This is a genomic window from Pseudomonas sp. BF-RE-25, from assembly GCF_019956105.1.
In the GTDB taxonomy this organism is placed as follows: Bacteria; Pseudomonadota; Gammaproteobacteria; order Pseudomonadales; family Pseudomonadaceae; genus Aquipseudomonas; species Aquipseudomonas migulae.
Genome location: NZ_JAHBDB010000070.1, coordinates 1 through 21,069, shown reverse-complemented (window position 1 = coordinate 21,069; position 21,069 = coordinate 1). Strand labels below are relative to the sequence as shown.

Annotated in this window: 19 protein-coding genes; 13 read left to right on the top strand and 6 right to left on the bottom strand. The window is 61.3% G+C overall.

Annotation, left to right across the window (positions count from 1 at the left end; genetic code table 11):
• Window positions 1-71: 71 nt before the first annotated feature.
• Entirely contained in the window at window positions 72-719 is a 648-nt protein-coding gene (locus KGB24_RS25745) for a pentapeptide repeat-containing protein (protein WP_223416589.1), read from the bottom strand.
• A 138-nt stretch (window positions 720-857) separates the two neighbouring features.
• The gene (gene exaA, locus KGB24_RS25740) at window positions 858-2,750 is read right to left on the bottom strand and encodes a quinoprotein ethanol dehydrogenase (RefSeq protein ID WP_223416588.1); all 1,893 of its coding nucleotides are present in this window, start codon (window positions 2,748-2,750) and stop codon (window positions 858-860) included.
• Between the two features lie 254 nt (window positions 2,751-3,004).
• Here exaA and pedF point away from each other — a divergent pair, with 254 nt between their 5' ends.
• The 13 genes from pedF to KGB24_RS25675 all read left to right on the top strand — a co-directional run bounded on the left by pedF (window position 3,005) and on the right by KGB24_RS25675 (window position 16,578).
• Entirely contained in the window at window positions 3,005-3,466 is a 462-nt protein-coding gene (pedF, locus tag KGB24_RS25735; protein ID WP_008024878.1) for a cytochrome c-550 PedF, read from the top strand.
• A gap of 3 nt (window positions 3,467-3,469) precedes the next feature.
• Window positions 3,470-4,348, top strand: a complete 879-nt coding sequence (locus KGB24_RS25730; RefSeq protein WP_223416587.1) for a substrate-binding periplasmic protein — start codon at window positions 3,470-3,472, stop codon at window positions 4,346-4,348.
• Complete coding sequence (locus KGB24_RS25725) at window positions 4,345-5,106, top strand: quinoprotein dehydrogenase-associated SoxYZ-like carrier (RefSeq protein WP_223416586.1); 762 nt, start codon at window positions 4,345-4,347, stop codon at window positions 5,104-5,106. Before KGB24_RS25730 ends, KGB24_RS25725 begins: the two co-directional genes overlap by 4 nt.
• 16 nt (window positions 5,107-5,122) lie before the next feature.
• Window positions 5,123-6,055 carry a quinoprotein relay system zinc metallohydrolase 1 gene (locus tag KGB24_RS25720; protein WP_223416584.1) on the top strand — a complete coding sequence of 311 codons (933 nt, stop codon included), beginning with the start codon at window positions 5,123-5,125 and terminating at the stop codon, window positions 6,053-6,055.
• A gap of 343 nt (window positions 6,056-6,398) precedes the next feature.
• Window positions 6,399-8,174 (top strand): PQQ-dependent methanol/ethanol family dehydrogenase, encoded by a 1,776-nt coding sequence (locus KGB24_RS25715; protein WP_008024869.1) that lies wholly within the window; start codon window positions 6,399-6,401, stop codon window positions 8,172-8,174.
• A gap of 249 nt (window positions 8,175-8,423) precedes the next feature.
• Complete coding sequence (locus KGB24_RS25710) at window positions 8,424-9,944, top strand: aldehyde dehydrogenase family protein (RefSeq protein WP_008024867.1); 1,521 nt, start codon at window positions 8,424-8,426, stop codon at window positions 9,942-9,944.
• 260 nt (window positions 9,945-10,204) lie between these two features.
• Window positions 10,205-10,276: a pyrroloquinoline quinone precursor peptide PqqA gene (gene pqqA, locus KGB24_RS25705; protein WP_003253598.1), complete on the top strand. Its 72-nt coding sequence runs from the start codon at window positions 10,205-10,207 to the stop codon at window positions 10,274-10,276.
• A 55-nt stretch (window positions 10,277-10,331) separates the two neighbouring features.
• The gene (gene pqqB, locus KGB24_RS25700; RefSeq protein WP_223416583.1) at window positions 10,332-11,246 is read left to right on the top strand and encodes a pyrroloquinoline quinone biosynthesis protein PqqB; all 915 of its coding nucleotides are present in this window, start codon (window positions 10,332-10,334) and stop codon (window positions 11,244-11,246) included.
• Window positions 11,247-11,364: 118 nt separating this feature from the next.
• On the top strand, window positions 11,365-12,117 hold the full coding sequence (gene pqqC / locus KGB24_RS25695) for a pyrroloquinoline-quinone synthase PqqC (RefSeq protein ID WP_223416582.1): 753 nt from the start codon (window positions 11,365-11,367) through the stop codon (window positions 12,115-12,117).
• A complete protein-coding gene (pqqD, locus tag KGB24_RS25690) occupies window positions 12,114-12,386 on the top strand; it encodes a pyrroloquinoline quinone biosynthesis peptide chaperone PqqD (RefSeq protein WP_008024861.1) in 273 nt (90 codons plus the stop codon). Before pqqC ends, pqqD begins: the two co-directional genes overlap by 4 nt.
• Complete coding sequence (gene pqqE / locus KGB24_RS25685; protein WP_223474889.1) at window positions 12,364-13,506, top strand: pyrroloquinoline quinone biosynthesis protein PqqE; 1,143 nt, start codon at window positions 12,364-12,366, stop codon at window positions 13,504-13,506. Before pqqD ends, pqqE begins: the two co-directional genes overlap by 23 nt.
• Window positions 13,507-13,703: 197 nt before the next feature.
• Complete coding sequence (ercA, locus tag KGB24_RS25680) at window positions 13,704-14,867, top strand: alcohol dehydrogenase-like regulatory protein ErcA (protein ID WP_008024858.1); 1,164 nt, start codon at window positions 13,704-13,706, stop codon at window positions 14,865-14,867.
• A complete protein-coding gene (locus KGB24_RS25675) occupies window positions 14,851-16,578 on the top strand; it encodes a NahK/ErcS family hybrid sensor histidine kinase/response regulator (RefSeq protein ID WP_223416580.1) in 1,728 nt (575 codons plus the stop codon). The genes ercA and KGB24_RS25675 overlap by 17 nt, the downstream gene beginning before the upstream one ends.
• Here KGB24_RS25675 and KGB24_RS25670 read toward each other — a convergent pair.
• The 4 genes from KGB24_RS25670 to KGB24_RS25655 all read right to left on the bottom strand — a co-directional run bounded on the left by KGB24_RS25670 (window position 16,563) and on the right by KGB24_RS25655 (window position 20,892).
• The gene (locus KGB24_RS25670; RefSeq protein ID WP_223416579.1) at window positions 16,563-17,441 is read right to left on the bottom strand and encodes an aldose 1-epimerase; all 879 of its coding nucleotides are present in this window, start codon (window positions 17,439-17,441) and stop codon (window positions 16,563-16,565) included. The genes KGB24_RS25675 and KGB24_RS25670 overlap by 16 nt on opposite strands.
• Window positions 17,442-17,570: 129 nt before the next feature.
• On the bottom strand, window positions 17,571-18,458 hold the full coding sequence (locus KGB24_RS25665) for an SMP-30/gluconolactonase/LRE family protein (RefSeq protein ID WP_223416578.1): 888 nt from the start codon (window positions 18,456-18,458) through the stop codon (window positions 17,571-17,573).
• A 52-nt stretch (window positions 18,459-18,510) separates the two neighbouring features.
• Entirely contained in the window at window positions 18,511-19,329 is an 819-nt protein-coding gene (locus KGB24_RS25660) for an NAD-dependent epimerase/dehydratase family protein (protein ID WP_223416576.1), read from the bottom strand.
• Window positions 19,330-19,593: 264 nt separating this feature from the next.
• A complete protein-coding gene (locus KGB24_RS25655) occupies window positions 19,594-20,892 on the bottom strand; it encodes an OprD family porin (RefSeq protein WP_223416575.1) in 1,299 nt (432 codons plus the stop codon).
• Window positions 20,893-21,069: the final 177 nt, after the last annotated feature.

Sequence of the window (21,069 nt, the reverse complement as noted above, 5' to 3'; positions counted from 1 at the left end):
GTGGGGCAGGCACCATTGATGTCGACTGATCCACCGCTATCGCCAGCAAGCCGGCTCCTACAGGGGAGGTGTTATTTGTCCCACGTCGTCGGGCAACCGATGCAGCCTTCCATATTCGCATCTTGAAAATTCGCATAATGCTGGCGCGAGCCGTTGAGGTTTGCCTGTTCCAGGTTGCTTTCACCGAACTTGGCTTCCTGCAGATTGGCATCGCTGAGATTCGCGCCTTTGAGGTCGGCTTTGCTCAGCCAGGTCATTTCCAGGTCGGCCGCCCGCAGGTTGGCGTTATGCAGTTTGGCGCCGGAGAGGCGGGCGAATTGCAGGTAGGCGCCGCTGAGGTTGGCGTCTTGAAACTGCGCACCCTGGGCAAACAAGCCCCAGCCCTGGACCGCCATCAACTTAGCACCGCTGAAGTCGGCCAGGCGCAGGTTGCTTTGTTGCAGGCTGGCGCGGGTCAGGTTGGCGCCTTGCAGTTGGGCTTTTTCCAGGTTGGCGAGGTCGAGGCGGGCGTGACGCAAGTCGGCGTCGCGCAGGTCGGCGCCGCTGAGGTTCATGTTGCGCAGGTCCTGATTGCTCAGGTTGGCGCCTTTGAGATTGGCGCCGGGGCACTGGCTGTGTTCGGCGAGGGTGCATCCGTTGATGATCAGCGGGGCGTCGTCGCCGTCATCCGCGAAAACCGGAAGGGCGGCGAGTAATAACATTAGAGGCAGGTATTTCATGGCAAGGTCTCTGGCTTCCCTTGTGGGAGCGAGCCTGCTCGCGATGGTCGTCAACGATGACGCGGGGTGTCTGGTGCCCCGCGGCGGTCTCAGGTTAATCGCGAGCAGGCTCGCTCCCACAGAGGTGGGTGGGGAGAATTACTTCTGCGCGGTCTGGTTATCCCAGCTCGGAATCTTGAACACCCAGAACGACCCGCCCTGAGCCACCGGTTTGGTCAGCTCGGCCATGTCGCCGCCCCACAACGGCACCGCACCGCCATAGCCGACGGTCACGCCGATGTACTGCTCGCCGTCCTGTTCCCAGGTGATCGGCGGCGAGACGATGCCGCTGCCGGTCTGGAACTTCCACAGCTCCTTGCCGGTTTTCGCGTCGAAGGCCTTGAAGAAACCGTCACCGGTGCCGGTGAACACCAGGTTGCCCTTGGTCGCCAGCACGCCGGCCCACAACGGCAAGTGTTCCTTGTGCTCCCACACCACTTTGCCCGTGGTCGGGTTCATCGCACGCAAGGTGCCGACGTGATCGTCGTACATGCGCTTGATGCGGAAACCCATGCCCAGGTAGGCCGAACCTTTCTTGTAGTTGACCTCTTCGGTCCAGTATTCCTCTTTCCATTGGTTGCCCGGAATGTAGAACAGGCCGGTGTCCTGGCTGTAGGCCATCGGGTTCCAGTTCTTGCCACCGAGGAACGGCGGCGAAACTTCCACCGGTTTGCCTTTGGTTTCGCCCGGCAACGGCTTGGCCGGACGCTGGCCTTCATTCTCGACCGGCCGCCCGGTCTTCAGGTCGATGTGGCTGGCCCAGGTGATGTTGTCGACGAAGGGAAAAGCGTTCTGCAATTTGCCGTTGTTGCGGTCGACCACGTAGAAGAAACCGTTGCGGTCCGCGTGGCCGGTGGCCTTGACCGTTTTGCCGTCCTTGTCCTTGTAGTCGAACAGCACCAGCTCGTTGTTGCCGGAGAAATCCCAGGCATCGTTCGGGGTGTGTTGGTAGAACCATTTCACCTCGCCCGTGCTCGGATCGACGCCGACCTGGCCCGAGGTGTAGAGGCTGTCGTAATCGTGCGGGTTGCCGTCCTTGGAGGTGCGCGCCCAGGTGTTCCAAGGGCCAGGGTTGCCGGCGCCGACGATGATGGTGTTGGTTTCCGCGTCGAAACTGGCGCTCTGCCAAGGGGCGCCGCCGCCGTGGCTCCAGGCTTCGACCTTGCCGGTTTCAGTGGTTGGATCGTTCGGCCAGGACGGCGCCTTGACGTCGCCGGTCGGCGTACTGTCCTTGCCGTTCAAGCGGCCCATGTGGCCTTCGACGAAAGGTCGCATCCACACTTCTTCGCCGGTGTCCGGGTCGCGGGCATAGAGTTGCCCGACCACACCGAACTCATCACCGGAACTGCCATGGATCAACAGCACCTTGCCGCTGGTCTTGTCTTTGATCAGCACCGGGGCGCCGGTCATGGTGTAACCGGCGGCGTGGTCGCCGAATTTTTTGTTCCAGACCACTTTGCCGGTGTTCTTGTCCAGCGCGATCAGTCGCGCGTCGAGGGTGCCGAAGTAGATTTTGTCGCCATAAATCGCCGCGCCACGGTTGACCACATCGCAGCACGGACGAATGTTGTCCGGCAGGCGATGGTTGTAGGTCCACAGGCGCTTGCCGGTCTTGGCATCGAGGGCGAATACCCGCGAGTACGAACCGGTGACGTACACCACGCCGTCACTGACGATGGCCTGGGATTCCTGGCCGCGTTGCTTCTCGTCGCCGAAGGAGTAGGACCAGGCCGGTGTCAGCTTGAACACGTTCTTGTCATTGACCTGGGCCAGCGGGCTCCAGCGCTGTGCGTTGGTGCCCATGCCGTATTGCAGAACGTCCTTGGTGGTCAGGTGATCGTTGGCAATGTCTTCCCAGCTCACGTTGTGCGTTGGTGTGGCAGGCGCGGTTGCAGCTTGGCTGGCCGCGCTCAGGGACAGGCTGCTCACCAGCAAAAAGGCGTGCACGGCGAGGGTCAAAGGGGAAAGGGCGGGTAGCGATCTTATTGTCATGGTTGCAGTTCCCAGTGGAGGTTTTGGCCTGCACAGGGTGGTGCGTCCGACGGGGTGGCGAATACGGAAAAAGTCCCGCTGTTGCCGGGAAGATTTCCCAGGCGGCACCTGATTTGGGTGTGCGTCGCAAGCCCTACTACCAAGGTACTGGGTGGCGACCACCAAAGCAGCATGGGGCTTGCGCGAAGCGCTTCCTAAGATGGCTGCCATAGCCTCTGTAAAGAGGTTTTGCGTGCAATCCTGAGGGCATAACAATGACAACAAAACGCAACGCCTTGCTCGTTGCCGGCCTGCTGGCCGGCTTCATCAGTGCAGGTTCGGTCTGGGCTCACGGCAATGTCGTGCCACAAGCCGTCGAAACCCAGGGACTGACCCCGATCAAGGACGCCGGCGTGCAGCTCGATGGCGATGGATGGGCGGCGGTGAACCCTTACCGCACTTCCCCGGAACACGATAAGGCCGTCGAGATCGGTTCATCGGCCTACAACCAGAACTGCGCGGCCTGTCATGGCCTGGAAGCCAAGTCCGGCGGCATCGCACCTGATTTGCGCATGCTCGATGTCGGCGAGGCCGGTGATGAATGGTTCGTCGAACGGGTGCGCCATGGCGCGGTGCGTGACGGTCGGGTGTACATGCCGAAAATGGCGGACTACCTGAGCCAGGAAGCCCTGTGGGCGGTGCGCACTTACCTGGACAGCGTCCGCGTCGAGGAGTAATGCATGCGCCTGCTCGCGGTGTTGATCAGCGCTGTGTTGCTGTGCTGCCAGACGGTGCAGGCGCAGGTCCGCAGCTATGACGAAATGATCGCTGCCGGGGAGCTGAAAGTGGCGGTCTACAAAGACTTCGCCCCCTACAGTTTCGACAACGCCGGCCAACCCCGTGGCGTCGATGTCGACCTCGCCGAGGCGCTGGCCAAAGCTCTTGGTGTGCGCCTGACGCTGATCTGGGCGCCCGCCGGCGAGAAGCTCGACGACGACCTGCGCGACTACATCTGGCGCGCCAGTCCGTTGCACGATCTGCAACTGGCCGACCTGATGATGCGCGTGCCCTATGACCAGGATTACGCACGCAAGCGCAACGAACTGGGTGAGCTGGAAAACAGCCATGTGGTGATGTTCGGTCCGTATCAGAACGAACAATGGCAAGTCGCCTATGACCGTCGTCGGCTCGAGTCGGTAGGCAGCGTCGCGGTGTTTGAGCATCACCCGATCGGTGTCGAGGTCGATAGCGTGCCGTCGTTCTACCTGACCTCGGTGTTCAACGGCATGCTCGCCGGCAAAACCCATCACTACCCTGGCGTGCCCCAGGCATTCGCAGCGATGAAGGCGGGCGAAGTCGACGCGGTCATGGCCATGCGCGGCGAGATCGACTGGCAGGTTCATGAAGCCGCCGACCCGCAAGTGGCGCTGGCGGAAAACGCCTACCCGAACATGGGCAAGCAACTCTGGGAAATCGGCATGGCCGTGCACGAGAGCAACCGACAATTGGCCTATGCCGTGGAAGAGGCGCTGGAAGCCATGATCCGCGAGGGTTCGGTGAAAGCCATTTATGCCCGTTATGGCCTGCGCTATGACGTCCCGGAGATGTATCAACAGTGAACTGGCGCACGTGTGGTCTGTTGGCCTGTTGGCTACCCTTGGCCGCGCACGCGGCAGATATCCCACCGGGCAAAGACCCGGTGCCGTCGGTGATGTGGGCCTTCTATCACAAGCAGATGCTCGGCGATGCGCCGTTCGTGTTTGATGAGCGGGTCAAGCTGCTGGCGCCGCCGTTCGCCGAAGACGCCCGGCAAGTGCCGCTGGAAATCGATGCCCGGGCGTTCAAGGGCGAGGTGGTGAAAATCCTCGCCTGGGCCGAGCTCAATCCTTTGCCGAAGATTGTCGATTTCCAGCCGCTGGATCGGGTGTTGCCCTGGCTGTCGATCCGCATTCGTGTCGAACAAGCCACGCCGCTGCGCGCGGCCGTCCTGACTCGCGACGGTGTGTGGCATGTCGGCTCGACCCTGATCGATGCGGCGGGTGGCGGATGTACGGCGCCGAGCGTGGTGCGCACCCAGCCGGGCTGGGAAGATCACATTGGCGAAGTGCTTGGCGGACGTTATCCCCGTGGCGAATTCAGCCGCTTGCGTTTGCAGGTGGCGCATCCGATGGATAACGGCATGGTCGGCGGTATCCCGGAATTCTTCATCAACCATGCCGAGCTGCGGGATCAGAACGATCAAGTGCTGGCCCGCCTCGAACTGTTTCCCGCCGTCAGCGAAAACCCCAACCTGGCCTTCGACATCGAAGGGGCAGGGCAGACGCGCCTGTTGCTGCGTGACAACAGCGGCAACGAATTTGATGCGGCCATACCCTGACTCAAAGGAGCGCGTGATGCGCTGGATGCTGCTGTTGTTCATTAGCCTGAGCCTTCCGGCGTTGGCCGAACTCGACTATTCACTCAAGCCCCGGCAGATCGCCGCCGACACCTGGCTGCTGGAAGGCAGCACCGACAATTTTGCCAAGGCCAACGGCGGCAACATCGTCAACACAGCGTTCATCGTCACCGAACGCGGCGTGGTGGTGATCGACACCGGGCCGTCCAGGCGATACGGCGAAGCGATGCGCAAAGCCATTGCCGCGACCACCGACAAACCGGTGATCCAGGTGCTGCTGACCCATCATCATCCCGATCATGTGCTGGGCAATCAGGCCTTCAGCGATGTGCCGATCGGCGCGCTCGCGGGCACCTGCGAGTTGTTGAAGCAGCAGGGCGACGCCATGGCCGAGAACATGTATCGGCTGGTGGGCGACTGGATGCGGGGCACCGAAGTGGTGTTGCCGACCGAGACGCTGACGCCCGGCGTGCGAAATTTTGGGAATCATGATCTGCGCCTGCTGAGCCTGGGTGGGCATACCGGCGCGGATCTGGCTATTCTCGACCAGCAAACCGGCGTGCTGTTTGCCGGGGATCTGGTGTTTTACCAGCGGGCGCTGACCACGCCCAACAGTCCGGGGCTGTCGGTGTGGCTGGCGGACATCGCCACGCTTCAGGGGTTGGCGTGGACGCTCATCGTCCCCGGTCACGGCCCGGTGGCCACGGACGCAAAACCGTTCGAACAAATGCGCGACTACCTTGGCTGGCTCGACCGGTTGATGCGCGAGGGTGCGGCCGACGGCAGCGACATGGCCGAGATGATCCGCAGCCCGATTCCCGAACGTTTCGCCGGGATCAGCCTGAGTCGCTACGAACTGATCCGCAGCGTCAGCCATCTCTATCCGCGATACGAACGCACACAAATGAAACGCGTTGACTCAAACCTGTAGGAGCCAGCTTGCTGGCGATCGGGACGCTGCGGTCTGCCTGATACACCGCGTTGCCTGGATCGCCAGCAAGCCGGCTCCTACGGATTTTGGGTGTGTTCGGGATCGGGGGTAACGCAAACCCTGTAGGAGCCAGCTTGCTGGCGATGGCGATTTCATTGGCGTCATCGCCAGCAAGCTGGCTCCTACAGGGTTGGGGCGTTCAAAAATCCGATTTCAGACCCTGTACTAAGGAACTAGCAATCTCAGCACTGCGGGCAATTGTTGCAAGGGCGGCGGCGCCCAAGAATCTGCACCAGACCGGGAAAATTTCCCGGGTATAACAATAACCGCAGAGGCAGCCGTCATGACCCAACCCGCACGTCGCCAACCCTTCGTCTTGAGCCTGTTGCTCAGTGCCATGCTGTTGTCCGGCACCGCATTGGCCGCCGTCACCGACCAGGACATTCTCCAGGACCCCAAGAACCCGGAGCAGGTCGTCACCAACGGTCTGGGCGTCCAGGGTCAGCGCTACAGCCCGCTCGACACCCTCAACGTCAACAACGTGAAAGACTTGCGGCCGGTCTGGGCCTTCTCCTTCGGCGGTGAAAAACAACGCGGTCAGCAAGCGCAACCGATGATCAAGGACGGCGTGATGTACATGACCGGCTCCTACTCGCGGGTGTTTGCGGTGGATGCGCGCACCGGCAAGAAACTCTGGCAATACGATGCGCGTCTGCCCGATGACATCCGCCCATGCTGTGACGTGATCAACCGGGGCGTGGCGCTGTATGGCGACCTGGTGATTTTCGGCACCCTCGACGCCAAGCTCGTGGCCCTGAACAAAGACACCGGCAAAGTGGTGTGGAGCAAGAAAGTCGCCGACCACAAGGAAGGCTATTCGATCAGCGCCGCGCCGCTGGTGATCAACGGCAAACTGATTACCGGCGTGGCCGGTGGCGAGTTCGGCGTGGTGGGCAAAATCGAAGCCTACGACCCGAAAAACGGTGATCTGTTGTGGACCCGGCCAACCGTCGAGGGCCACATGGGCTACGTCTACAAGGACGGCAAAGCGGTAGAGAACGGCATCTCCGGTGGCGAAGCAGGCAAGACCTGGCCTGGCGATCTGTGGAAAACCGGCGGTGCCGCACCTTGGCTCGGCGGCTACTACGACCCGGAAACCAATCTGCTGCTGTTCGGCACCGGTAACCCGGCGCCGTGGAACTCGCACCTGCGTCCTGGCGACAACCTTTACTCGTCGTCACGCCTGGCGCTGAACCCGGACGACGGCACCATCAAATGGCATTTCCAGAGCACGCCCCACGACGGCTGGGACTATGACGGCGTGAACGAACTGGTGTCGTTCAACTACAGCGAAGGCGGCAAAGAAATCAAAGCCGCCGCGACCGCGGACCGTAACGGCTTCTTCTATGTGCTGGACCGCACCAACGGCAAGTTCATTCGCGGCTTCCCCTTCGTCGACAAGATCACCTGGGCCACTGGCCTCGATAAACAAGGCCGGCCGATCTACAACGAAGCCAGCCGTCCGGGCGCACCGGGCACCGAAGCCAAGGGCAGTTCGGTGTTCGTCGCCCCGGCGTTCCTCGGCGCAAAAAACTGGATGCCGATGGCCTACAACAAGGACACCGGGTTGTTCTACGTACCGTCCAACGAGTGGGGCATGGACATCTGGAACGAAGGCATCGCCTACAAGAAAGGCGCGGCGTTCCTCGGTGCCGGTTTCACCATCAAGCCCTTGAACGAAGACTACATCGGCGTACTGCGCGCCATCGACCCGAAAACCGGCAAGGAAGTCTGGCGTCACAAGAACTTCGCGCCGCTGTGGGGCGGGGTGCTGACCACTAAAGGCAACCTGGTGTTCACCGGCACTCCGGAAGGTTTCCTCCAGGCGTTCAATGCCAAGACCGGCGAGAAAGTCTGGGAATTCCAGACCGGCTCCGGCGTACTCGGCTCGCCCGTGACCTGGGAAATGGACGGCGAGCAGTACGTTTCCGTGCTGTCCGGTTGGGGCGGCGCGGTTCCGCTGTGGGGCGGCGAAGTGGCCAAGCGCGTGAAGGACTTCAACCAGGGCGGCATGCTCTGGACCTTCAAGTTGCCGAAAGACCTGGTGGCCAAACACTAACCCCGCCACACCCCTGTAGGAGCGAGCTTGCTCGCGATGAACCTGAGGCCGACGCGGGGCACCAGACACCCCGCGTTATCGTTGACGACCATCGCGAGCAAGCTCGCTCCTACAGGGGAATGCGTGAAACCTACTACCAAATAACGAGAGCCCCCCTGCCAACGGCGCATTCGTCTGGCACGCGGGGCTCTCTACTATCGGTTCATCGCCTGTTTGCCCGACAGGCATCGACCCAGACAGAGGCCCATCATGATCTACGCACAACCCGGAACACCCGGCGCCGTCGTTTCCTTCAAACCGCGCTACGGCAACTTCATCGGCGGCGAGTTCGTCGCACCGGTCAATGGCGAGTACTTCACCAACACCTCGCCGGTAACCGGTGAAGTGATCGCCGAGTTCCCGCGCTCCAGCGCCGCCGACATCGAAAGGGCGCTCGACGCCGCCCACGCCGCTGCCGATGCCTGGGGCAAAACCTCGGCGCAGGACCGCTCGCTGGTGCTGTTGAAAATCGCCGATCGCATTGAACAAAACCTCGAAATACTCGCCGTCACCGAAACCTGGGACAACGGCAAGGCCGTGCGCGAAACCCTCAACGCCGACGTGCCGCTGGCCGCCGACCACTTCCGTTACTTCGCCGGTTGCATCCGCGCACAGGAAGGTGGCGCCGCCGAAATCAACGAGCTGACCACCGCCTATCATTTTCACGAGCCATTGGGCGTGGTCGGGCAGATCATCCCGTGGAACTTCCCGCTGCTGATGGCCGCGTGGAAACTCGCCCCGGCCCTGGCGGCCGGCAACTGCATCGTGCTCAAGCCTGCCGAGCAGACACCGCTGTCGATCATGGTCTTCGCCGAACTGATCGCCGACTTGCTGCCGGCCGGCGTGCTCAACATCGTGCAAGGTTTCGGTCGCGAAGCCGGTGAGGCACTGGCCACCAGCAAACGTATCGCCAAGATCGCCTTCACCGGCTCCACTCCGGTGGGCGCGCACATCATGCATTGCGCCGCCGAGAACATTATTCCGAGCACCGTCGAACTGGGCGGCAAGTCGCCGAACATCTTCTTCGAAGACATCATGAACGCCGAGCCACAGTTCATCGAGAAAGCCGCCGAAGGTCTGGTGCTCGCCTTCTTCAACCAGGGCGAAGTCTGCACCTGCCCGTCGCGTGCGCTGGTGCAAGAGTCGATCTACGAACCGTTCATGGCCGAGGTGATGAAGAAGATCGTCAAGATCAAACGCGGCAACCCGCTGGACACCGACACCATGGTCGGCGCCCAGGCGTCCGAGCAGCAATACGACAAGATTCTCTCGTACCTGAAAATTGCCCAGGAGGAGGGCGCCGAGCTGCTCACCGGTGGTGCGGCGGAACGTCTTGAAGGCGACTTGTCGAGCGGCTATTACATCCAGCCGACCTTGCTCAAGGGCCACAACAAGATGCGCGTGTTCCAGGAAGAAATCTTCGGCCCGGTGGTGGGCATCACCACGTTCAAGGACGAAGCCGAAGCCCTGGCGATTGCCAACGACAGCGAGTTCGGCCTCGGTGCCGGCCTGTGGACCCGCGACATCAACCGCGCGTACCGCATGGGCCGGGCGATCAAGGCCGGGCGCGTCTGGACCAACTGCTACCACCTGTACCCGGCGCATGCCGCGTTCGGTGGCTACAAGAAATCCGGTGTCGGCCGTGAGAACCACAAGATGATGCTCGACCATTATCAGCAGACCAAAAACCTGCTGGTGAGCTACGACATCAATCCGCTGGGGTTCTTCTAACCCCCGCAAAATCACCACAATCCCCCTGTGGGAGCGAGCCTGCTCGCGATGAGGCCATTACATTCAACATTGATGTTGACTGTAACGCCGCCATCGCGAGCAGGCTCGCTCCCACATTGGATTTTTGTGTGCCTGACGACCGCGCCATACCCCCTACCAACGCACCCCACAACCTCCTTCGAAAGTAGCATTCGGGCGCCTGCCGCCCCGTGCATTAATGGCTTTACCGGAATCGTCCGGCACAAGAAGAGGAATGACCCATGTGGACTAAACCCGCGTTTACCGATCTGCGCATTGGCTTCGAAGTGACGATGTATTTCGCCAACCGCTGATCGTCCACCCGGCCAGCCGCTGCGTTGGCCGGGCCTGCCTTCTGGAGCATCGCCCATGCACATTCGCGTTCTCGGTTCCGCCGCTGGCGGTGGTTTTCCGCAGTGGAACTGCAACTGTCGTCAGTGCGCCGGTATGCGCAATGGCAGCCTGCGTGCGCAACGTCGCACGCAATCTTCCATTGCCCTGAGCGACAACGGTGTGGACTGGGTGCTGTGCAATGCCTCCCCGGATATCCGCGCGCAACTCGAGAGTTTCGCGCCGCTGCAACCGGCACGGCGCTTGCGCGACACGGCCATTGCCGGCGTGGTCCTGATGGACAGCCAGATCGACCATTGCACCGGCCTGTTGAGCCTGCGCGAAGGCTGCCCGCATTCGGTGTGGTGCACCGAGCGGGTTCATGAAGACCTGAGCAGCGGCTTTCCATTGTTCACCATGCTCAAGCACTGGAATGGCGGTTTGCAGTGGCAACCGATCGGACTCGATCGCCAGCCATTCAGCATCGCGGCTTGCGAGCATTTGCAGTTTCGGGGCATTCCGCTGGTCAGCAATGCACCGCCGTATTCGCCTAACCGCGGCAATCCGCAACCGGGTGACACCATTGGCCTGTTTATCGAAGACCGGCGTACGGGCGCTTCGTTGTTCTATGCGCCGGGCCTCGGGCAAATCGATGACGAGGTGTTGAGCTGGATGCAGCGTGCCGATTGCCTGTTGCTGGATGGCACGTTGTGGCGCGATGACGAAATGCGCGTCTGTGAAGTCGGCCAGAGCCTGGGCAGCGAGATGGGGCATCTGCCGCAGAGTGGGGCAGGCGGGATGCTGGAGGTGTTGGAGTGTTTTATTCGTCAGCGCAAGGTGCTGATCCACATTAACAACACCAACCCGATCCTCGACGAAGACTCGGCTGAGCGGGCGTTGCTGGAGCGGCGGGGGATCGAGGTGGCCTATGACGGCATGGACATTGTGCTGTAGCGGATGACGCCTTCGCGGGCAAGCCTCGCTCCTACAGGTACAGCGCGGTCCTTGTAGGAGCGAGGCTTGCCCGCGAAGGCGCCAGACCAGACACCGCAAATCCTCCAGGAGACCTGCAATGACTGATACAGCGATGAACCCCACTGAATTCGAACAGGCCCTGCGCGCCAAAGGCGCGTACTACCACATCCATCACCCGTTCCACCAAGCCATGTACGCCGGTCGCGCCAGTCGCGAGCAGATTCAAGGCTGGGTCGCCAACCGCTTCTACTACCAGATCAACATTCCGCTCAAGGACGCCGCCATCCTCGCCAACTGCCCGGACCGCGACGTGCGCCGCGAATGGCTGCAACGGATTCTCGACCACGACGGTGTGCCTGGCAGCGAAGGCGGTATCGAAGCCTGGTTGCGCCTCGGTGAAGCAGTGGGCCTGGATCGTGAGCAGATTCTGTCCCAGGAACTGGTGTTGCCCGGTGTACGTTTCGCCGTGGACGCCTACGTCAATTTTGCCCGGCGCGCCTGCTGGCAGGAAGCGGCCAGCAGTTCGCTGACCGAACTGTTCGCTCCGCAGATCCACCAGTCGCGGCTCGACGCCTGGCCAGCGCATTACCCGTGGATCGACGTCGCCGGTTACGACTATTTCCGCACGCGCCTGAGTCAGGCGCGGCGCGACGTCGAGCACGGTTTGCGCATTACCCTGGCGCACTACGTCACTGTCGAAGCCCAGCAACGGATGCTGGAAATCCTCCAGTTCAAGCTCGACGTGCTGTGGAGCATGCTCGACGCCATGAGCATGGCCTACGAGCTGGAACGCCCGCCGTATCACACGGTGACCACTGAACGCGTCTGGCATCGGGGGATCGCCTTGTGAGCCCGATCAATCGTGCGCAGTCACCGGCGTTGCGCCGGGGTTTTCGCCTGCAGTGGGAACCTCGTCAGGACTGCCATGTGCTGCTGTACCCCGAAGGCATGATCAAACTCAACGCCAGTGCCGGGCAGATTCTCGACCTGCTGGACGGTCAACGCAGTGTGGCGGCGATCATTGATTTGCTCTCCGCGAGTTTTCCCGGTGTGCCGGGGATCGACGAGGATGTGCTGGCGTTTCTGGAGGTGGCCCATGCTCAATTCTGGATCGAATGATGCGCCGCCGGGGCCACCGCTGTGGCTGCTGGCGGAGCTGACTTATCGCTGCCCGTTGCAATGCCCCTATTGCTCAAATCCACTGGATTTCGCCCAGCAAGGCGCAGAGCTGAGCACTGACGAATGGATTCGCGTGTTCCGCGAGGCGCGCGCGATGGGCGCTGCGCAACTGGGGTTTTCCGGTGGTGAACCGTTGGTGCGCCAGGACCTGGCGGAGCTGATCAAAGCCGCACGGGACATGGGTTACTACACCAACCTGATCACCTCGGGCATCGGCCTGACCGAGCAGAAAGTCCATGATTTCAAGGTCGCCGGGCTCGACCATATCCAGATCAGCTTCCAGGCGGCCGACGAAGCGGTCAACAACATGCTCGCCGGCTCGCGCAAGGCGTTCGCGCAGAAACTCGCCATGGCCCGTGCGGTGAAAGCCCAGGGTTATCCGATGGTGCTGAATTTCGTCACCCATCGGCACAACATCGACCGCATCGACCGCATCATCGACTTGTGTCTGGAGCTTGAAGCGGATTTTGTCGAGCTCGCCACGTGTCAGTTTTATGGGTGGGCCGAGCTCAATCGCGTGGGCCTGTTGCCGACCCGCGAGCAATTGCAGCGCGCCGAACGCATCACCAATGAATATCGCGAACGGCTTGAGGCGCAGGGGCATCCGTGCAAGTTGATCTTCGTCACCCCGGATTACTACGAAGAACGCCCCAAGACCTGCATGAACGGCTGGGCCAACCTGTTTCTCGACATCACCCCGGACGGCACGGCGCTGCCCTGTCATAGCGCCCGGCAATTGCCGGTGACATTCCCCAATGTGCGCGAACACAGCATCGAGCACATCTGGAACGACTCCTTCGGTTTCAACCGCTTCCGTGGCGACGACTGGATGAAGGAACCGTGCCGTTCCTGCGATGAAAAACACAAGGACCTGGGAGGCTGCCGCTGCCAGGCGTTCATGCTGACCGGCGATGCCGCCAATGCCGACCCGGTGTGCAGCAAGTCACCGCACCATGGCGTGATCCTCAAGGCTCGCGAGGAGGCCGCTGCGCCGGGGCAGGGCATGGAACATTTGACCTTGCGCAATGAGAAGGCCTCCCGCTTGATCTATCGCGGATAGATCAAACACCGCAAATCCCCTGTAGGAGCGAGCCTGCTCGCGATGGTGTGTCAGCAAAATAAGTGTCGACTGACACACCATCGCGAGCAGGCTCGCTCCCACAGGGGAATCAACGTTGATCTTTGGTCTGATTGCATTCACAGCCGGATGGGTTAGTGTGGTTCTTACCTTCCAAAACAATAAAAACAGGCTTTCCAATGAGCCAGAGTCTCAGCCAGCTGCGTAAATTCGTTTCGCCTGAAATCATCTTCGGTGCCGGTTGCCGGCACAACGTCGGCAACTATGCCAAGACCTTTGGCGCGCGCAAGGTCCTGGTGGTCAGCGATCCCGGCGTCATTGCCGCCGGTTGGGTTGCCGATGTCGAGGCCAGCCTGCAGGCCCAGGGCATCGATTACTTTTTGTATAGCGACGTTTCGCCCAACCCGCGTGTCGAGGAAGTCATGCTCGGTGCCGAGTTGTACCGGGAAAACCATTGCGACGTGATCGTCGCCGTCGGTGGCGGCAGCCCGATGGATTGCGGCAAGGGCATCGGCATTGTCGTCGCTCACGGGCGCAGCATCCTCGAGTTCGAAGGAGTGGACACCATCAGCGTGCCCAGCCCGCCACTGATCCTGATCCCGACCACCGCCGGCACCTCGGCGGACGTCTCGCAATTCGTGATCATCTCCAACCAGCAAGAACGCATGAAATTCTCCATCGTCAGTAAAGCGGTGGTGCCGGACGTGTCGCTGATCGACCCGGAAACCACCCTGAGCATGGACCCGTTCCTGTCGGCCTGTACCGGCATCGACGCGTTGGTGCATGCCATCGAAGCCTTCGTTTCTACGGGGCACGGGCCACTGACCGACCCCCACGCGCTGGAAGCCATGCGCCTGATCAACGGCAACCTGGTGCAGATGATCGCCAACCCGACGGACATCGCCCTGCGCGAGAAAATCATGCTCGGCAGCATGCAGGCCGGGCTTGCGTTTTCCAATGCGATCCTCGGCGCAGTGCACGCCATGTCTCACAGCCTCGGTGGCTTCCTCGATTTGCCCCATGGCCTGTGCAACGCGGTGTTGGTGGAGCACGTGGTGGCCTTCAATTACAGCTCTGCGCCGGAACGCTTCAAGGTGATTGCCGAGACGTTCGGCATCGATTGCCGTGGCCTCAATCACCGGCAGATCTGCGGGCGGCTGGTTGAACATCTGATCGCGTTGAAACACGCCATCGGCTTTCACGAAACCCTCGGCTTGCACGGCGTCAGCACGGCGGACATTCCATTCCTGTCGCAACATGCCATGCACGACCCGTGCATCCTGACCAACCCGCGTGAATCCAGTCAGCGTGATGTCGAGGTCGTCTATGGCGAAGCCCTCTGACGAGCAACAGGCGGCGCTGGCCGGCTTGCTCGGATTGGGCAGCCATTCGGCGCGCAAGAGCCATTACCCGGAACTGGCCGCCCGCCTGGAAGACCTGGAAACCGAGCGCAATCGCTACAAGTGGTTGTTCGAGCACGCGGTCTACGGGATTTTCCAGGCCAGCCTCGACGGCGGCATGCGTGCCGCCAACACGGCGCTGGCACGCATGCTCGGCTATCAGGACCCGCAAGACGTGATGTTTTCCAAGGCCGACCTGGCCAGCCAGCTGTTCGTCGGCGGTGAGCAGGAGCTGGAAAACATCGGCGAGATCCTTCGGCATCAAGGCAGCCTTCACGGCTACGAAACCCAGTTGCGCCGCCAGGACGGCAGCAGCGTCGATGTGCTGATGAACCTGTTGCTCAGGCCCGATAAGGAACAGCTGGTGGAAGGTTTTGTCGCTGACATCACCGAACGCAAACAGGCCCAGCAACGGTTGCAACAGCTCAATGACGAACTGGAACAACGCGTCACCGCGCGCACCGACGAATTGCTTGAAGCCAACCGCAACCTGCAGCAACAGATCACCCAGCGCAAACAGATCGCCGAGGCCTTGCGCGATGCCCGTGATGCCGCCGAGGCCGCCAATCGCAGCAAGGACAAATACCTCGCCGCCGCCAGTCATGACCTGCTGCAACCGCTCAACGCCGCGCGTTTGCTGATTTCGACCTTGCGTGAGCGCAAACTGCCGGACGTCGAGCAGGTGCTGGTCGAACGCACGCATCAGGCCCTGGAAGGGGCGGAAGATTTACTCACTGATTTGCTGGACATCTCCCGGCTCGATCAAGCGGCGGTCAAACCGGATGTCGCGTTGTACCGCCTCGATGAATTGCTCGGGCCGCTGGTGTCGGAATTCCAGTCAGTGGCCGATGCGGCCGGGCTGCGCTTGCGCGTGCACATGGGCGATTACGCCATTCGCACCGACCTGCGCCTGATGACGCGCATCCTGCGCAACTTCCTCAGCAACGCCTGTCGCTATACCGACGAGGGCAGCATCCTGCTCGGCGCCCGGCGTCGCGGTGACAGGCTGCGTCTGGAAGTCTGGGACACCGGGCGCGGGATCCCGGCGGATCGCCTCGACTCGATCTTCCTTGAGTTCAATCAACTGGACGTCGGCCGTGCCGCCGACCGCAAAGGTGTGGGGCTGGGGTTGGCGATCGTCGAGCGCATCGCCAAGATTCTCGACTACCGGGTCCAGGTGCATTCGCTGCCGGGACGCGGCTCGATGTTCAGCATTGAGGTGCCGATTTCCCGTGAGGTTCCGTTACCCATCAGCCTCGCGGCGCCCCAGCCGGGTACCGGCAATCCGCTGCCGGGCCGGCGTTTGCTGGTGCTGGACAATGAGGTCAGCATTCTGCAAAGCATGAGCGCGCTGCTCGGGCAATGGGGCTGCGAAGTGGTCATCGCCACCGACGAAGCCTCGGCGCTGGCCGCGTTGCAGGGCCACGCGCCGGAGCTGATTCTGGCGGACTACCACCTTGATCATGGGGTGGTGGGGTGCGAGGTGGTCCGGCATTTGCGCGAGCATTTCAGCCAGACGATTCCGGCGGTGATCATCACTGCCGACCGCACCGATCAGTGCCGCCGCTCCTTGCAGCGATTGGATGCGCCGTTGCTGAACAAACCGGTGAAACCCGGCAAGTTGCGTGCGGTGCTGAGTCAGCTGTTGGGGTAGGCGCGGTATTGCAGGCTGAAACCCAGCTCGGCGGATTGACCTTGTTCGAGCAACACCAGCCCCGGCCGACCGGGCAAGTGGTGCGCATTGACTGGATGGCTCACCGGTTCGATGCAGAAAAACCCCAGGTCCACCGGGCAGTAGAGCAGGTAGTAATCGCTGCCGCTGGCCTGGCATTCCAGTTCATAACCGAGGTCGGGTTGCTGGATCAGGCAATGGCCATCCCATTGGCAGAAACCGTTGTCGACCAGCGTGTCGGGCAGGGCCTTGAGCTGGCGAAAATCCCACTCGGCAGGCAAAGGACCGAGTCGAGTCGGCAGTTTCGAGGCGTCGCACCACCACACCTGCTCAGCCTTGGCCTGTAACCGAGTGCCGGCGGTACGCGGCAAGTACGGATGCAGCCCCAAACCATGCCACGCGGCGCGTTCAGCCAGATGCGTGACGTGCAACTCAATGCTCAGTTTGCCCTGGCTCAAATGAAAACGCTGCCGGGCGCGATAGGCGAACGGCCTGGTGCTGTCGAGTTGCAGGACGACTTCATCACGCGCCTGCGAAACCACCTGCCACGGTTGTTGCCAGGCGCTGCCGTGAATCGGCAGGGGATCGGTGAGGCTGTTGGGCTCGAGCGCGAGCCAGCCGTCCGGGCGATCGAAACCACCGTCGGAAATGCGGTTGGACCATGGCACCAGCGGAAAACAGCCGAGTTTGCCCGGCAGACCGGTGTTCAGCGCGTGCGCGTCACTGTGGCGCAACAGCGGCTGACCCGAACTGTTCACGGTCCAGTTGACGATGCTGCCACCGGTTTCGGGGGCGAGGGTAAGGTGGGTGAATTCGTCTTCGAGTTCGAGCAGTGTTGGCGTCATGGTGACCTGCGAAATCAATGAATGCTTGGACTATCCGTAGGAGCCAGGCTTGCCGGCGAAGGCGTCCTTGAGATCGCCTTCGCCGGCAAGCCTGGCTCCTACAGGTACAGCGTTGTCTGGCGAATTCGATCAGTGGCTGAAAAGGGGTTCCGGCAAACCTTTAACGCCCGGATCAAGGGCGAACACACCGCCCGCCAGTGACTGTTCGTCATGGTCGTCGCCGGGGCGGATCGAGGTCACGAACAGGGTGTCCAGTCGACTGCCGCCGAAGGCGCACATGGTCGGCTTTTTCACCGGTACGGTGAGGGAGCGGTCCAGGCGTCCGTCGGGGGTGAAACGGTGAATCAGCCCGGCATCGTTGGCGCAAATCCAATAGCAGCCGTCGGCATCCACGGCAGCGCCATCGGGGCGACCGCAGAAGTGATTCATGTCGACGAACAGCCGACGGTTTGTCGGCGTGCCGCTGTCGATGTCGTAATCGAAGGCCCAGATTTGCTGGGCCGAGGGATGCGAGTCAGACAGGTACATCGTGCGCCCGTCCGGGCTGAAGCCCAGGCCGTTGGGGACGATGAATCCTGAAAGTAGCGCGTTGAGCGGCCCGCGCTGGCCGTCGGCGTAGCGATACAGCGCACCGTCGGCCGCGCTGGCGCCCATGTTCAACACCATGCTGCCGGCCCAAAAACGCCCCTGACGGTCGCAGCGACCATCGTTGAGACGCATGTCGGTGCGCGGGTGATCGACGTGGGCCAGCAACTCACTGTCGAGGCTGCCGTCATTGTGCGGCTGGAGGCGGAAGAATCCGCTTTCCATCCCGGCGACCCAACTGCCATCGCGGTGACGCGCGATGCAGGCGAGCATCTCCGGCGCCGTCCAGGCCTCGACATGCCCGGTTTCGGCGCTCCAGCGTTGCAGGCCCCCGGCGGGAATATCGACCCAGTACAGGGCGTTTTCTTCCGGGACCCAGACCGGGCTTTCACCGACCGTGTTGCGGGCATCGACAATCAATTCGGCTTGCATGGCAACTCATTCCCTGGGTTTTTGTTGTGGGGATCAAGTGAACAGCGCTGACTCAATCGCCGAACGGACCGGACGCGACAAACGCGCCACCCTGGTAAACCATCGCCGGGTCATCAGCGGCCGGCATCGGCTGGGCGTCGATTTTTGCACGGAACACTTCAGAGGTGTCCTGCGGTACATAACCCAGCGCGGTGGCGTAGCGGTTGTCCCACCAGAGATTTTTGTTGTCGGAAGCGCCATAGACCACGGTGTGGCCAACGTTCGGCGCGTACAGGGAGCGTTCGATCAATTGGGTCAGGTCGCCGAAGCTCAGCCAGGTGCTCATCATTCGACGGTTTAGCGGCTCCGGGAACGACGAGCCGATACGGATGCTGACGGTCTCGATGCCGTAGCGATCGAAGTAGAAGCTGGCCGTGTCTTCGCCGTAGGACTTGGACAAACCGTAGTAGCTGTCCGGGCGGCGAGGGGATCGGCCGTCAATCACTTCATCCTGTTTGTAGAAACCGATGACGTGGTTGGAACTGGCGAAAATCACCCGCTTGACGCCATGACGGCGCGCCGCTTCGTAGATGTGGAACACGCCGCAGATGTTGGCGCCGAGGATGTCTTCGAACGAATGCTCTGTCGACACACCGCCGAAGTGCAGGATCGCATCCACGCCTTCGACCAGGTGATGCACGGCTTGCTTGTCCGCGAGGTCGCAAGTCACGACTTCTTCGCGGTCATCAATGGCGGGGGCGATGTCGGCGATGTCCGACAGGCGAATGACTTTGGCGTAAGGGCGCAGGCGTTCGCGCAGCACTTTACCGAGGCCACCGGCGGCACCGGTCAGCAGCAGGCGATTGAAAGGGGCTTGGGAAGTGGTGGTCATGGAAGTTCCTGGGCGCGAAATTATTGTTGTTGAGTTCGTTGTAGGTTGTCGTACGACTGTGCCGAAGTATCGTTAGGGTTTCCGGGTCTTGTCAACGCAACTTTGGTCAAAAAAGACGGAGGGTTACCTGGCAAGAACGCTATCCCCTGTAGGAGCGAAGCTTGCTCGCGAAGGACTTCAGGGCAACGCGTTTATCCAGAAAACATGCGTTATCGTTGACGTCTTTCGCGAGCAAGCTTCGCTCCTACAGGTCAGTAGCGCGTATTACAACAACGAAATCGGATAGTTGATGATAATGCGGTTTTCATCGAACTCGTTGTTGCTGAAGTCTTTGCGAATGCTCGCGTTGCGCCATTTTACGTTGAGGTTCTTCAGCACGCCGCTCTGTATGGTGTAGGCCAGTTCCGATTCGCGGCCCCATTCCTTGCCGTCGGTGATAGCGCCGGTGTGCACGTTATCGCCGCTGATGTAGCGGTTCATCATCGTCAGGCCGGGAATGCCCAGGGCGACGAAGTTGTAGTCATGACGCAGTTGCCAGGATTTTTCCCTGGCGTTGTCGTAGCTGGAGTTGTAGCTGTCGTTGGCCAGGGTGCCGCCGCTGGTGCCGTTGACGCGCATCCAGGCATTGTCACCGGTGAGCTTTTGGAGGCCGACGTAAAAGGTGTTGCCGCCGTATTTGGCAGACAACATGGCGAACGTGGTTTTGTTGTCCAGATCACCGGCCAGGGCACTGCCATCTTCCTTGCCGTTGAAGAAACCGAGGTTGGCGCCGAGGGTCCAGTCGCCGATGGGTTGGCTGTGGCTCAGGTTGAAATACTGCTGCTGATAAATGTCGCTGAGTTCCGCGTACCAGACGCCGACCTGCGTGCGCTTCTCGTTGAACAGGTATTCACCACCACCAAAGTTGAAACGGTCCGAGGTGAACGCCGCTTTGCCGTTCATGGACATATCTTCCATGCTCGCATCGTTGCGCGGGCTGTTCTGGCGGAACTGGCCGCCGTAGAGCGTCAGGCCGCTGATTTCGGTAGAGGTCACCTGGCCACCGCGGAAGGTTTGCGGCAGGGAGCGGCCGTCATCCGAGCGCAGGATTGGCAGTATCGGCATCCATTCGCCGACCTTCAATTCGGTTTTCGAGATTTTGCCTTTGAGCGCCACCCCCATCCGGCCGAAGTTGTCGGCAGGGCGGCCGTCATCGTGGATCGGCAGCAGTTGCGTACCGCCGGTGCCTTTGCCGCCATCGAGCTTCTGCGAGTACAGGCCCAGCACATCCACACCAAAACCGACCGGGCCTGGGGTGAATCCTGACTTGGCGTCGAGGATGAAGTTTTGCGTCCACTCTTCGGCCTTGCCTTGTGGGTAGGTCGGGTTGGTGAAGTTGCGGTTGATGTAGAAGTTGCGCAGGTTCAGCGTGGCCTTGGCGTCATCGACGAAACCTTCGGCGTGGCCGATCACAGGCATGGCGAGTACGGCCAGGCTGCTGCAACTGATCAGGCTCAGGGTATGCCGGCGTGCGAAGACAGGGCGAGAAGTGCGGATGGAGGAATTGCGGGCGAGTTTGCTCACTGTGACGTTCCCTGGGTATTTGTTGTTTTTATTTTTGTCATACGTCGTCGTACAACATCGAGGCGATTATTTGCGAGTGTTTCAGGGTATGTCAATCAGAAGTTATACGATGACTCGAATGGCCCCACACGATCCCTGTAGGAGCCGGCTTGCCGGCGATGGCGATCTCAAGTACGC

Bases quoted from the DNA above. Each gene is read 5' to 3' on its own strand.
- KGB24_RS25715 (WP_008024869.1), top strand. From the start codon at position 6,399: ATGACCCAACCCGCACGTCGCCAACCCTTCGTCTTGAGCCTGTTGCTC.
- KGB24_RS25660 (WP_223416576.1), bottom strand. From the start codon at position 19,329: ATGACCACCACTTCCCAAGCCCCTTTCAATCGCCTGCTGCTGACCGGT.
- pedF (WP_008024878.1), top strand. From the start codon at position 3,005: ATGACAACAAAACGCAACGCCTTGCTCGTTGCCGGCCTGCTGGCCGGC.
- ercA (WP_008024858.1), top strand. From the start codon at position 13,704: ATGAGCCAGAGTCTCAGCCAGCTGCGTAAATTCGTTTCGCCTGAAATC.
- exaA (WP_223416588.1), bottom strand. From the start codon at position 2,750: ATGACAATAAGATCGCTACCCGCCCTTTCCCCTTTGACCCTCGCCGTG.
- KGB24_RS25730 (WP_223416587.1), top strand. From the start codon at position 3,470: ATGCGCCTGCTCGCGGTGTTGATCAGCGCTGTGTTGCTGTGCTGCCAG.
- KGB24_RS25665 (WP_223416578.1), bottom strand. From the start codon at position 18,458: ATGCAAGCCGAATTGATTGTCGATGCCCGCAACACGGTCGGTGAAAGC.
- KGB24_RS25745 (WP_223416589.1), bottom strand. From the start codon at position 719: ATGAAATACCTGCCTCTAATGTTATTACTCGCCGCCCTTCCGGTTTTC.
- KGB24_RS25710 (WP_008024867.1), top strand. From the start codon at position 8,424: ATGATCTACGCACAACCCGGAACACCCGGCGCCGTCGTTTCCTTCAAA.
- pqqC (WP_223416582.1), top strand. From the start codon at position 11,365: ATGACTGATACAGCGATGAACCCCACTGAATTCGAACAGGCCCTGCGC.
- KGB24_RS25720 (WP_223416584.1), top strand. From the start codon at position 5,123: ATGCGCTGGATGCTGCTGTTGTTCATTAGCCTGAGCCTTCCGGCGTTG.
- KGB24_RS25670 (WP_223416579.1), bottom strand. From the start codon at position 17,441: ATGACGCCAACACTGCTCGAACTCGAAGACGAATTCACCCACCTTACC.
- pqqB (WP_223416583.1), top strand. From the start codon at position 10,332: ATGCACATTCGCGTTCTCGGTTCCGCCGCTGGCGGTGGTTTTCCGCAG.
- pqqE (WP_223474889.1), top strand. From the start codon at position 12,364: ATGCTCAATTCTGGATCGAATGATGCGCCGCCGGGGCCACCGCTGTGG.
- KGB24_RS25675 (WP_223416580.1), top strand. From the start codon at position 14,851: ATGGCGAAGCCCTCTGACGAGCAACAGGCGGCGCTGGCCGGCTTGCTC.